The organism is Erwinia sp. GW821-FHT03D09, from assembly GCF_059420805.1.
Genome location: NZ_JBWKUK010000003.1, coordinates 44,374 through 56,938, shown reverse-complemented (window position 1 = coordinate 56,938; position 12,565 = coordinate 44,374). Strand labels below are relative to the sequence as shown.

Below are 12,565 nucleotides of genomic sequence, written 5' to 3'. Positions count from 1 at the left end.
AACCAATGAAAGATAATTGGTTGACTTCAATTCCTGACGTCGGGCGAACAGCATGGAACCCGAAACCACTCCCCCTTCCCCGACCCGGCTGCGCGTGCCTGTTTTTCCCGCGATGGCTTCCACGGTGCATCAATGAAAAACATCTGCAAAGCCAGCGAGATCAGCCCCGGCACGCTCTATCATCATTTCCCCAGCAAAGAGGGGCAGGTGATGGCCAAAGGCGCACGCTGGCACAGGGCGGGCTGTTTAAGGGCGCGAAGGCGCTGCTGGTGCTGAATAAGGCCCGGGAACATCGCAACGGCAGTGCCTTTGGCGAGCGGCTGGACTATTACGATATTACGATGAACCTGCAGTATGATTTTATTCTGTAAACCCGCGATGGCGTCAGTAGTGAGTGGTGGACGCCGGACAAACCTTCACAGAAAAACTACACTGCGCCCCCGCACTAATCGCCCAACTCCGTATCGCAATCCTCCGTAAGTTGTTTACGCCCAACGCACACAGGGAACAGACTATGTTACGGACACTAACGCTGATGATTTGCCTGACGGCCCTCGCCAGCTGCGCCACCATGGACAGCAGAACCCCGGAAAACTATCAGAGAAACTCATTTTATTCAGGAACGCAGCAGGACTATCACTGCTTTTTTGATTCGGCGCTGTGCGCGCTCGATCTGCCGCTGTCGGCAGTAGGGGATACGCTGATGGCCCCGTTTGACGGCTGGTACTACTATCAGACGCCCGATGACGGCGGGAAGGGAAACAGCAAGGTCGCGGATTAAGTGAACGGGGGTGAGAACTCACCCCCGCTGAAATCTTACTTCAGCTTGCGCATCACCAGGGTGGCGTTGGTACCGCCGAAACCGAAGCTGTTGGACATGACGGTGGTCAGTTCACGCTCGGTAGGTACGGTGATGATATCCAGGCCTTCAGCCGCCGGGTCCAGCTCGTCGATGTTGATGCTTGGCGCGATAAAGCCGTGCTCCAGCATCAGCAGCGAGTAGATAGCTTCCTGCACGCCTGCGGCACCCAGAGAGTGGCCGGTCATCGCTTTAGTCGCCGACATTGCCGGGGTCTTGTCCGGGAAGACTGCACGGATTGCGCCCAGCTCTTTCACATCGCCTACCGGAGTAGAGGTGCCGTGAGTGTTGAGGTAATCAACCGGCGTATCCACGCCCTCCATTGCCATACGCATGCAGCGCATTGCGCCTTCGCCCGATGGCGCAACCATGTCCGCACCGTCAGAGGTCGCACCGTAGCCGACGATTTCAGCATAGATGTGAGCGCCACGCGCCAGCGCGTGCTCCAGCTCTTCAACCACGACCATGCCGCCGCCGCCGGCGATAACGAAGCCGTCACGGCTGGTATCGTAGGTACGGGAGGCTTTTTCCGGGGTTTCGTTGTATTTGGTAGAGAGTGCGCCCATGGCATCAAACTCACAAGACATTTCCCAGCACAGCTCTTCGCCGCCGCCGGCAAACACGATGTCCTGCTTGCCCAACTGGATCTGCTCAACCGCATTACCGATGCAGTGGGCAGAGGTCGCACAGGCGGAGCTGATCGAGTAGTTCACACCGTGAATTTTGAACGGGGTCGCCAGGCAGGCAGAAACGCCGGAAGCCATTGCCTTGGTCACCATGTAGGGACCGACGCCGCGCAGGCCTTTCGCACGCATACCGTCAACGCTGGCCGCCTGATAGAACGGGGAACCGCCGCCGGAACCGGCAACCAGACCCACACGCGGATTATTCTGATACTGCTCAACACTCAGGCCGGAATCCTTTACGGCATCCTGCATAGCAAGGAAAGCATAGATAGAAGCGTCGCTCATAAAGCGCAGCATTTTGCGATCGATACGCGCGGAGATATCGTCCTTAGACAGTTTGACGTTACCCCAGACGTGACTACGCATGCCCGAATCTTTCAGCTCCTGCGAGAAGGTAATACCGGAACGTCCTTCGCGTAATGACGCCAGAACTTCTTCCTGGTTGTTACCGATACTGGATACGATTCCAAGGCCAGTAATCACAGCACGTTTCATTCAATACCTCTTCTACTTCTCTATTATTAGGATTCGACACGCACTCTAGCTTACAGATGTACGCCGAACAAGTCCGATCAGCGTTTTCCCTGTGTAAATTTGCGTAACCTGGCTCACATAGTTAGAATCCCGCCACTGCCTGAGCAATGAGCCTTTGCCGTGAAAACCGCCCCAATTGAGCATGCTGCGCTAAGCTGGAACGAACAGGGTACACCTGTATCCCGAGCGTTTGATGACGTCTATTTCTCCAACCAGAATGGTCTGAAAGAGACCGAATATGTCTTTCTGGACGGCAACGGCCTGCCCGATCGTTTTGCTCAGCATCCGCGCGATCTGTTTATCGTCGCCGAAACCGGGTTTGGCACCGGCTTAAATTTTCTCACTCTGTGGCGGGCGTTCGATCGCTTCCGTCAACAGCAGCCCGATGCCCCGCTCCAGCGGCTGCATTTCATCAGCTGTGAGAAATTCCCACTTAATCCTGACGATTTAGCCGCCGCGCACGCCAGCTGGCCGGAGCTGGAAACCTGGGCACGCGCCCTGCGTCAACAGTGGCCTTCCGCGCTGGCGGGCTGCCATCGCCTGTTGCTGGACGGCGGACGAGTTACCCTGGACCTGTGGTTTGGCGATATTAACCAGCTTATTCACACTTTTGATGACACGCTGAACCAGCAGGTCGATGCCTGGTTCCTGGACGGCTTCGCCCCGTCGAAAAATCCGGACATGTGGACCGATGCGCTGTTCGTCTGCATGGCGCGGCTGGCCCGCCCGGGCGCAACGCTGGCTACCTTTACCTGCGCCGGATTCGTCCGCCGCGGGCTGCTGGCAGCAGGGTTTAGCGTCAGCAAGCGCAAAGGCTACGGGCAAAAGCGTGAGATGCTGGTGGGCCATCTGCCCGCCGCCGTTGAGGCTCCCCTGCAGGCACCATGGTATGCCCGCCCTGCCGCCGGCGGTGACGATTTCGCCCTGATTGGCGGTGGTGTTGCCAGCGCGCTGCTGGCCCTCGCGCTGCTGCGTCGCGGCAAGCGCGTCACGCTCTACAGCGAGGCATTCGCGCCCGCCGAAGGGGCTTCCGGCAATCGTCAGGGGGCGCTTTATCCTTTACTGACTCATCATGATCCGGCACTGGCCACGTTCTTCCCCACCGCCTTTACCTTTGCTCGGCGCCTGTACGATGCGCTGACGCTCCCTTTTGAACACGACTGGTGCGGTGTAACCCAGCTCGGCTGGGATCAAAAAAGCCAGGATAAGATTGCCGATATGCTGGGCATGAACCTGCCGACGGATATCGCTCGTGCAGTGGATGCCGCCGAGGTTCAGAGCATTACCGGTGTGGCAACCGACTGCGGCGGCATTACCTATCCTGCGGGCGGCTGGCTTTCCCCCGCCGAACTGACCGCCGGACTGATCCGTCAGGCCTGCGAGCAGGGAATGATCGTGCAGTGGCAGCACGAACTAATCGGATTAAACCGCCAGCAGCAGGGGTGGCAGCTGAGCTTCAGCCAGCAGGAACCGGTGCAGCATCGCAACGTCGTGCTGTGCAGCGGCCACCGTATTGCCGATCTCACTCAGAGCGAAAAACTGCCGGTTTATGCCGTGGGCGGCCAGGTCAGCCACGTCACCGGCGGCAGCGGGCTGGCGGCGCTTAAGCAGGTATTGTGCTATGACGGTTACCTGACTCCGGTCAGTCCGCAGTATCAGCAGCACTGCATCGGGGCCAGCTACCGCCGCGGCGACAGCAATATTGATTATCGCAATGAGGATCAGCGGGAAAACCGTGACCGCCTGCTGCGCTGCCTGCCGCAGGCTGAGTGGGCGAAAGAGATTGATATCAGCTCGGAGTCCGCACGCTGCGGCGTGCGCTGTGCCTCGCGCGATCATCTGCCGATCATTGGCGCGCTGCCTGACTACGATCGACTGGTTGCGCAGTATGCACAGCTTTCACAGCGTCCGGAGCAGGCCGAGCCGGCACCGGTGCACGAGGGAATATTTGTGCTGGGTGCGCTGGGTTCCCGCGGCCTGTGCAGCGGCCCGCTGGCGGCCGAAGTGCTTGCCGCGCAGATGTGTGGCGAACCAATACCGCTGGACCACGCCACGCTGGCCGCAACCAATCCCAATCGCTACTGGGTGCGTAAGCTGCTAAAAGGCAAAATGCTGCGATAATCGCCCCGTTCTAATGTAATCGTGCGCCAGCCGGGAAATCCGCTTAACAACTGGCACAAAAATCGCCTAAAATTTTAAAACCCATGTTTATTTCATGGTTTTTATTATATCTGGACAGGCACTTTTATGATGGACGTGCCTGGCCATCAACGGACGATTCAGCTATGCACTTCACGCTTAACGGTAAGCACGTCGAGATCGACGATGCGCTGTCTGATACCCCCCTGCTCTATATTTTGCGAAATGATTTCCAGCTGAACGGCCCTAAATACGGCTGCGGCATTGGTGAATGCGGTGCCTGTACCATTCATATCGACGGTCTCGCCGCACGCTCCTGTAGTATTCCTGCGGGCAGCGCGGCAGGTAAGTCGATCGTCACGCTGGAGGGGCTGTCAGACGGCCCGCAGCTACATCCAGTCCAGCAGGGATTTATTGATGAACAGGCCGCACAATGCGGCTACTGTACCAACGGCATGATTATGACACTGGTGGCGCTGTTCACCCGTCAGCCCGATGCTTCCGAACAGCAGATCAAAAGCGAGCTGGCGTTTAATCTCTGCCGTTGCGGTACCCATATGGAAATCGTGCGCGCGGCGGAAAGAGCGCGGGCGATTATTGCCGGAGGCCAGCAGCCATGAACCTGTTCGCCCTTACCCGACGCCAGCTACTGCAGGCCGGTGGCATTCTCAGCGTCAGCGCCATGCTGCCGCACTCCGCGCTGGCATCCGGCCTGACCGATGCCGTTTTTCCTGTCAGCGAGCGTTCGATGGGTCAGTTAGACAGCTTTATTGCGCTTTCTGCCGACGGCAGCGTGACCGCGTTTAACGGCCATGTCGATCTGGGGACCGGCGTGCGTACTGCGCTGGCCCAGTACGTGGCCGATGCGCTGGACGTGGAGTTCAGCTCGGTGAAAATGATCCTCGGTGATACCTCACTCACGCCCGATCAGGGACCGACTATTGCCAGTTCTACGCTCCAGGTGACGGCCATTCCGCTGCGAAAAGCCGCCAGCCAGCTTCGTCTTCAGCTGATCCAACTGGCCGCTACGGCAATGAACGTCCCCACGGCACAGTTACAAACGGAAGCCGGATGGGTTGTTGATAGCCGTAACCCGTCTCGGCGGTTGAGTTACGCCCAGCTTGCGACTAATAAGGACGGCCATCAGCCTCTCAATCCCAATACCCCGCTGAACAACGCTAATCAGCGCTATGTCGGCCAGTCGGTCGCTCGCGTGGATATTCCGGCCAAAGTCACCGGCGGGCTTAGCTGGGTTCACGATTTACGTCTGCCCGGCATGCTACATGGCCGCGTCATCCGCCCTCCATATCCGGGAGCCGACAGCAGCGCCCCACTGGGCCACAGCCTGATTTCCGTAGATGAAAGCTCCATCGCGCATCTGCCGGGTATTGTCAAAATCGTGGTTAAGCATGATTTCGTTGGTATCGTCGCCCGCCGTGAAGAGCAGGCCATCGCCGCCATGCGCATGCTGAAAGTCACGTGGCAGCCCTGGGCGAAGATCCCGGCGCTCGATCCTGAGAATCTGGCGATAGCGCTGGCTGACTGCGAGAAAACACCGCGTGTATTGCGTGAGGATGCCGGGGTCGATGCGGCCCTGAGCACGCGGCATATCGCCATCGACGCCGATTACGTCTGGCCCTACCAGATGCATGGTTCTATCGGGCCTTCATGTGCGGTTGCCAATGTGACTGCCAGCCAGGCTGTGGTCTGGTCCGGCACGCAGAATCCCCACGATTTGCGTCGCGACCTGTCGCTGCTGCTGGGAATGGATAGCAGCTGGATTGAGGTTAAGCGTATGGAAGCCTCAGGGTGCTATGGCCGCAACTGCGCAGATGATGTTTCGGCAGATGCCGCACTGCTGTCGCAGGCAACCGGCTACCCGGTACGCGTACAGCTGATGCGCGAGCAGGAAGCCGCATGGGAACCCAAAGGTAGCGGACAGCTGATGCGCGTGCGCGGTGGGCTGGACGAGGCGTTAAATGTGTCCTGCTATGAGATGCATATCTGCTATCCCTCGAATAATGCTACGACCCTGCCGCTACTGCTGACGCGCAAGGTGGACAACAAACCCGACGTGCAAACCATGGGCGATCGCTCCGCAATTCCCCAGTACAGTTTCCCGCAGATGCGGGTGGTTTGTGAAGATGCTGCCCCGCTGGTGCGTGCCTCGTGGATGCGCGGCGTGTCGGCTCTGCCCAATGTGTTTGCTCATGAGAGCTGGCTGGATGAGGTGGCCTTCCGTGCCGAACAGGACCCCATCGCATTCCGTCTGCGTTCGATAGAGGATGAACGCGCCATCGCGTTGATTAATGAAGTGAAGAAACTGGCAGACTGGCAGGAAGGACTGGCTCATCGTCACCAGCAGCAGGGAGATATCCTGCACGGGCGCGGATTCGCCTGGGCGCGTTATTTTCACAGTAAGTTTCCCGGCTTCGGCGCGGCCTGGGCAGCATGGGTCTGCGATCTGACCGTGAACAGCCGCACCGGGGAAGTGCGGATTGATAAGGTGTTTGTTACCCATGACTGTGGGCAGATGGTTAATCCGGCGGGCGTTCGCCACCAGGTACACGGCAATATTATCCAGTGCTGTAGCCGGGTATTAAAAGAGACCGTCACCTTTGACGATCGCGGTACCACCTCAGTGGAATGGGGCAGCTATCCGCTGCTGCGTTTTGATGAACTGCCGGGAGTGAAAATCCAGCTGATGGATTATCCCGAACAGCCCGCGATGGGAGCAGGAGAATCAGCCTCCGTTCCCGGCGCTGCGGCGATTGCCAATGCGCTATTTGACGCCACAGGAAGGCGATTCCGCGCTCCTCCGTTTACCCCGGAGCGGGTACTACAGGTTTTACAGGGAGCAAAAAAATGAACCGCTGGAAAAAAAGAGCACTCTCGCTGTCCGCACTGGTACTGGCCGCCGGTGCTGTGCTGCTGGTATTCAGCCTGCAGCCTGAGATCGCTCCGGTTGCGCCACCTCAGGCCAGCCAGTTTAGCGCCGAGCAAATTTCACGCGGAAAAAACCTGGCTGCGCTGGGTGACTGTAAGGTTTGTCATACCCGTGCTGGCGGCCAGGTCGGTGCCGGGGGAATGGCGTTCAAAACGCAGTTCGGCACCATCTACAGCAGTAATATTACGCCTGACGTCGCGACCGGCATTGGTAATTGGTCCTATCCCGCGTTCAAGCGTGCAATGCGTTACGGCATTAATCGCGAGGGCCATTACCTCTATCCGGCATTCCCCTACACCTCATTTACCCTCACCCGCGATGACGATTTGCAGGATCTTTATGCCTGGCTGATGGTTCAGCCGGCCGTAAGCTATCGTCCACCGAGGACCGAATTGCACTTTCCCTTCAATATTCGCCAGGGAATGTTCGCCTGGAACTGGCTTTTTCTTACTCCCGGACCGTTGCCGGTAAACCCGCAGCACAGTGAGGAGTGGAACCGTGGGGCCTATCTGGGTGAAAGCCTGGGTCACTGCAGCGCCTGCCATTCACCACGCAATCTGGCGGGGGCAGAAAAAGGCGGCAGCCACCATCTCAGCGGCGGCATCGTCGATGGCTGGAGTGTTCCGGCACTAAACTCCCACTCCCCTGCCCCGATCGCCTGGAACCATCAGCAGCTGATGCAATTTATGCGTAAAGGTTTTGCCACGTCTCACGGGGTAGCGGCCGGCCCGATGGCCCCGGTGATTGCTGAAGGACTGTCGCAGCTGCCGGAAAACGATCTGAAAGCGATGGCCACCTGGCTTGCCAGCTTCCAGCCGCCGTGGCCGGACCAGGGAAAGGAAATAAACATTCAGGCCGAACAGCAAATGATGCTGGCAAATTCACCGGGAGCCCGCCAGTTTGCGGGCTCCTGCATGGCCTGCCATGCGCAAAATACCGGTCCGAAACTGTACGGCGTGCGCCCTTCGCTGATGCTGAACAGCAATCTGTATAGCGACAGCCCAGATAATCTGATCCGTATCGTGCTGGATGGCATTCAGCATCCGGCGACCTCAGATCTGGGCAGCATGCCGGGATTTCGTTATCAGTTGAACAATCAGCAAATCGCCGTTTTACTGAATTATCTGAGAACCGACCTGGCTCAACGCGCTTCCTGGCCCGATCTGCTGAATCGCATTGAGGAGATTCGCCAGCAAACGGAGGATAAATCGTGATTGCCAGTACCGGGATACTGCTGATGGCGGCGGGTTTAAGCAGCCGCTACCGTCAGCTGAGCGGTGAACACAAACTTCAGGTCGCCCCCGCCGATGGTAATCCGCTCCCTTTACTGGAACGTAACCTGCAGCTGGCGACCAACATAGCAGGTCGCCAGGTCAATGTGATACTCCGGCCGGAAGATCGCGAATTAATCGCCCTGGCGCGCCGCTACCACTGCGCGGTCACGCTGCTGGCCAGTAACGGTTTAGGCAGTTCAATTGCCACAGGCGTGGCAAATCGTCCATGGTGGACCGGCTGGCTGGTGATGCTGGCCGATATGCCGTGGCTACAGCAGAATACGGTGATGCGGGTGTTTCAGGCCCTTCAGTTCGCCGATACCGTGCGCCCGATGTGGAAAAATCAACCGGGACATCCGGTTGGCTTCGGTCGCACGCTGCGCCAGTCGCTGCTGACACTGAAGGGGGATGAAGGTGCAAACACCATTTTAGTCCGGCATCCGCCCCTGCTGATTGACGTCGGCGATCCCGGCTGCGTGCGGGACATCGACGTGCCAGCCGACTGGCGGCAAGAGCAATGACCATGCATTCACCAGATATCAGAGTGCTGGAATTTGCACTGAGCGAGGCAGGACAGCACAGGGATCTTTGGCTGTGTACCGTTCTACACACGTGGGGATCGTCACCCCGTTCCCCCGGAGCGCTAATGGCGGTCAGCCAGACGAATACGTCGTGCGGATCGCTGTCCGGCGGCTGCATTGAAGAACATTTTATGCAGCGGCTGGCGCAGGGCGCTTACCGCAACCCAAGCCAGCTGGTGCGATACGGGGCGGGAAGTGATATCCCTGAAATTTCACTCCCCTGCGGCGGTAGCCTGGAGATACTGGTGGAATATCTGCCGGCCACAGCTGAAACGTTAGATTATCTGCACCGCATGCTGCTGGCTCTGCGCGGTGAGTTTCCGCAGGAAAAAACGCTGGAACCCGGCGAACCCGCGATTCTTACCCCCTGCCCACATCCGCCACCCGGCCCCGTCGTCCATCTACAGGACACGGCGCTTCGCCTGCGGCTGGCTCCGGCGGTGCAAATTATTATCGCCGGGATGTCGCCGGTAGCGGAGTACTGTATTGAATTTTCTCGCGCGGTAGGTTTCACTGTACTGATATGCGAACACCGTGAGGCGGTGCGGGCAACATTCAGTTCGCACAAGATACGGCCGGATTTCCCCGCCCGCTATCTTGAGCAGTACGGATGCGGTCCGAACAGCGCCATACTCTGTCTGACCCATGATGCACGCATTGACGATTTGACGCTGATGGAAGCCTGCCGGACTCCGGCTTTTTACATTGGGGCCCTGGGTTCGCGGCGAAACAGTGAAAAACGTCTGGAGAGGCTGAGGAAAATTGCCGACCTGGACGAACGTCAGCTGGCGCGAATTCACGGCCCGGTTGGCCTGGCCATCGGCAGTAAAACCCCTGCTGAAATCGCGCTGGCGATTATCGCTGATATCGTCCGGGTTAAAAACGGCGCGGCGAGTATGGACAACTCACGGGGCGATGGCTCGGAATTCGCAGAGATAAACTGAAGTCTTTCCGCTGAGGTTTAATTCGGGAAACATTAAGCCAGATGGTGTAAGGAACAGAACGTGATACTGAAAAGCCACAGCGGGAAGTCATACGACCCACCGCAGTGGCTCTTATTTCTCAGGCCGTTAAGAAGGCTGGCGTGCCTGACGGAACAGATTTTCCCACATGCCGATCACCAGCGCCTGATCGCGCGGCGACAGTTCGGACTGAATGGTACTTTCCAGGCTGCGCTGAACATGAGCCTGTAGCGCTTCCGGCGTATGATCGCCGGAGAGTTCAATCTCAGCCACCGCCACGGTCAGATGCCCGCGCAGATAGCCGCTGGCAAACAGCTCGTCGTCACTGGCGTGTTCTACCATGTCATCAATCAGACCCAGAATACGCGCCTCGAATTCATCGATCATATCATTCCTCTGTAGGCAATTCGTTCCACACGCATTACAAATCTTCCGGCCAGGGAAACAGTTCCGCAGTCAGCGGTGGAGTAGTATAAAACGAGCGAAGTTCAGCAATCAGACGCGCCGGGCGGGCGGGGATACCCTGCTCCAGATACGTCATAACCTGCGCATGAACCTTGCGCTGAAAAGCAATGCGATCTGGCTCACAATCGCCTTCAAGATTGTCACAGCTTACGTTGAACGGAAAGCCCGCGGCAACAGAAAACAGCCACTCCAGCGCCTGCGGTTTAATCTCCGCCGCTTCAAACTGACTCTGGGTGTTAGCATCACGTCCGTCCGGGCAATACCAGTAGCCGAAATCCACCAGCTTGCGGCGCTCGGCACCGGCAATGCACCAGTGCGAAATCTCGTGCAGCCCGCTGGCGTAGTAGCCATGGGCAAACACCACCCGATTCCACGGGGATGTATCGTCTGCCGGCAGATAGATCGGCTCATCGTCGCCTTTAATCAGGCGGGTTTGAAAATCATCAGCAAAGCAGCGATCGAAGATCTCAATCAGCTGCTGATAGTGGTGTTGCGTGCTCATAGCTGTTTGTCGTCAAAGTAAAAAAACGCGCAATTGTCGCATTATGTCAGCCCGGTTACGAGCACTATTACAACGTCTGCGACTGGCGGCGAAAGGCCAGCGGGAGTGCTCTTTAAAGGCGCGGAAAAAATGGAACGGGGAAACAAATCCGCACTGTTCAGCAACCATCGCCACCGGCAGTTCGCTGTGGATCAGATGCAGTGCCTGGTTAACTTCAACAGCGGTGCCGCCGGAGTGATTGAATCCTCGCGTATTTCTGCCGGGCGCATTTTCGGCGTCTACTGGGAAGTTTCCGGCACCGAAGGCACGCTCTATATGGATGGCGAACGTTTTAACGAACTGCAGGTGTTCCGCTTTAACGATGATAAGCGCGACCGGGGCTTCAAAACCCTGTATGCAGGCAGCCAGATCCCATCCTACTCCGCCTTCTTTGGCTTTGATTTTGGCGGCGGCGGCCTGGGCTACTTCGACGTAAAGGTGTTGGAAGTACACGACCTGGTACAGGGCATCTGCCGCGATGACGACTGCTATCCAAACTTTGCCTTTGGCTGGGAGAACCAGCGAATACTGCAGGCGATTGAGAATTCGATGGATGAACGCCGCTGGGTCAACGTAAATAATTAAAATGGCAAAAGGGAACATCGCTTAGCGATGTTCCCTACTGGCTTACATATAGGCTATTTGCACAACCGCCGATCCGGCAAAATCTCCCAGGTCGCTGCTGGTAAACCCTACCAGCCGCGTTTTTAACTGCAGCGTAACGTTGTCCTTTAATGGGGTATGGAAGGCTTTACCATATCCGCCACCCCAGTCCAGTTCGGCGTAGGTACGGCTGGAACCATTCATTGGGACTTGTTCGTCCCCTCCCGTTGAAATAGTGACACTACGCTCGACACCAGGCGAACACTGCAAAGTGAAAGGCGTGATCATCACGCGAGTACCGGCCTCTTCAGGCGCAATCGTACCGAATGAAACCTCCAGATTAGTTGGATTGAGCTTGCAATCCGAAGCGGGTACATAGCCATAAGCACAGTTCGATGCAGGTGGCAGTCCGTTAATCGGCTCGTTGATCCCCGGCCAGCCTTTGTTTGATGTTGCCGCAATATATACGCATGGAGTCCGAGCGGGAATGCCTTGACCATAGGGTACCGTATAGCTCACCTGATACTGGCGATTTATGTTTTTCCGGTTCTCCGCTGCGCTGGCAAAGGCTCCGAGAGTAGGATATATATAATCATCGTAGGTTGACCATCCCGGATCGTCTGTATAAGCCCCGGAGAAGGCAAAACGCAGCTTGCAGCCTGTTCGTGCATAACACGGATTCGGGGTCGGATCGTTGAAATCCACGCCAGTAATTTGTACATAGGCCCAAATGGTATAGGAGGATTGTCCGCCGGGTAAAGTTGTCGATGATACCCAGGCAGAAGACGCTGATACTTGAAACAATGCGTTTGCAGTTAAGGGAAAAATCCCGCCACCCAGTGTTATAACAACACAAAAAAACCAGACTTTCGCTTTCATAAAACAACACTCTCTAAATCAATCCTTTAATTCGAGATTATACTTCAATGTAATTACTATCAAATGGCAATAATTGCCAGGCACTACATTCGATA

12 protein-coding genes and 1 pseudogene are annotated in these 12,565 nt (G+C 57.1%); 9 read left to right on the top strand and 4 right to left on the bottom strand.

Annotated elements, in window-relative coordinates:
• Nucleotides 1-33: 33 nt before the first annotated feature.
• Nucleotides 34-216: pseudogene (locus tag AC07U6_RS03480) on the top strand (TetR/AcrR family transcriptional regulator); the annotation flags it as partial.
• A gap of 298 nt (nt 217-514) precedes the next feature.
• Complete coding sequence (locus AC07U6_RS03475) at nt 515-781, top strand: YceK/YidQ family lipoprotein (RefSeq protein ID WP_494763259.1); 267 nt, start codon at nt 515-517, stop codon at nt 779-781.
• A 35-nt stretch (nt 782-816) separates the two neighbouring features.
• Here AC07U6_RS03475 and fabB read toward each other — a convergent pair whose 3' ends face one another.
• Entirely contained in the window at nt 817-2,040 is a 1,224-nt protein-coding gene (fabB, locus tag AC07U6_RS03470) for a beta-ketoacyl-ACP synthase I (RefSeq protein WP_494763260.1), read from the bottom strand.
• Between the two features lie 159 nt (nt 2,041-2,199).
• Here fabB and mnmC point away from each other — a divergent pair, with 159 nt between their 5' ends.
• The 6 genes from mnmC (at nt 2,200) to AC07U6_RS03440 (ending at nt 9,964) form a co-directional block, all read left to right on the top strand.
• Nucleotides 2,200-4,200: a bifunctional tRNA (5-methylaminomethyl-2-thiouridine)(34)-methyltransferase MnmC2/FAD-dependent 5-carboxymethylaminomethyl-2-thiouridine(34) oxidoreductase MnmC1 gene (mnmC, locus tag AC07U6_RS03465; protein WP_494763261.1), complete on the top strand. Its 2,001-nt coding sequence runs from the start codon at nt 2,200-2,202 to the stop codon at nt 4,198-4,200.
• Nucleotides 4,201-4,364: 164 nt separating this feature from the next.
• The gene (locus AC07U6_RS03460) at nt 4,365-4,838 is read left to right on the top strand and encodes a (2Fe-2S)-binding protein (protein ID WP_494763262.1); all 474 of its coding nucleotides are present in this window, start codon (nt 4,365-4,367) and stop codon (nt 4,836-4,838) included.
• The gene (locus tag AC07U6_RS03455; protein ID WP_494763263.1) at nt 4,835-7,087 is read left to right on the top strand and encodes a xanthine dehydrogenase family protein molybdopterin-binding subunit; all 2,253 of its coding nucleotides are present in this window, start codon (nt 4,835-4,837) and stop codon (nt 7,085-7,087) included. Before AC07U6_RS03460 ends, AC07U6_RS03455 begins: the two co-directional genes overlap by 4 nt.
• On the top strand, nt 7,084-8,379 hold the full coding sequence (locus AC07U6_RS03450) for a c-type cytochrome (protein ID WP_494763264.1): 1,296 nt from the start codon (nt 7,084-7,086) through the stop codon (nt 8,377-8,379). The genes AC07U6_RS03455 and AC07U6_RS03450 overlap by 4 nt, the downstream gene beginning before the upstream one ends.
• Nucleotides 8,376-8,960, top strand: coding sequence for a nucleotidyltransferase family protein (locus tag AC07U6_RS03445; RefSeq protein ID WP_494763265.1), 585 nt, complete (start codon nt 8,376-8,378; stop codon nt 8,958-8,960). Before AC07U6_RS03450 ends, AC07U6_RS03445 begins: the two co-directional genes overlap by 4 nt.
• Nucleotides 8,957-9,964, top strand: coding sequence for an XdhC family protein (locus tag AC07U6_RS03440; protein ID WP_494764786.1), 1,008 nt, complete (start codon nt 8,957-8,959; stop codon nt 9,962-9,964). Before AC07U6_RS03445 ends, AC07U6_RS03440 begins: the two co-directional genes overlap by 4 nt.
• Nucleotides 9,965-10,090: 126 nt before the next feature.
• Here the strand turns inward: AC07U6_RS03440 and AC07U6_RS03435 are convergent, their stop codons facing one another.
• On the bottom strand, nt 10,091-10,369 hold the full coding sequence (locus tag AC07U6_RS03435) for a YfcL family protein (protein ID WP_105591211.1): 279 nt from the start codon (nt 10,367-10,369) through the stop codon (nt 10,091-10,093).
• Between the two features lie 34 nt (nt 10,370-10,403).
• Nucleotides 10,404-10,949 carry an elongation factor P hydroxylase gene (locus AC07U6_RS03430; protein ID WP_494763267.1) on the bottom strand — a complete coding sequence of 182 codons (546 nt, stop codon included), beginning with the start codon at nt 10,947-10,949 and terminating at the stop codon, nt 10,404-10,406.
• A 105-nt stretch (nt 10,950-11,054) separates the two neighbouring features.
• Between AC07U6_RS03430 and AC07U6_RS03425 the strand changes: the two genes are divergently transcribed.
• A complete protein-coding gene (locus AC07U6_RS03425) occupies nt 11,055-11,573 on the top strand; it encodes a Gfo/Idh/MocA family oxidoreductase (RefSeq protein WP_494763268.1) in 519 nt (172 codons plus the stop codon).
• Between the two features lie 42 nt (nt 11,574-11,615).
• On the opposite strand, the gene AC07U6_RS03420 is transcribed toward AC07U6_RS03425, so the two are convergent.
• The gene (locus AC07U6_RS03420) at nt 11,616-12,470 is read right to left on the bottom strand and encodes an MrpH family fimbial adhesin (protein WP_494763269.1); all 855 of its coding nucleotides are present in this window, start codon (nt 12,468-12,470) and stop codon (nt 11,616-11,618) included.
• Nucleotides 12,471-12,565 lie beyond the last annotated feature (95 nt).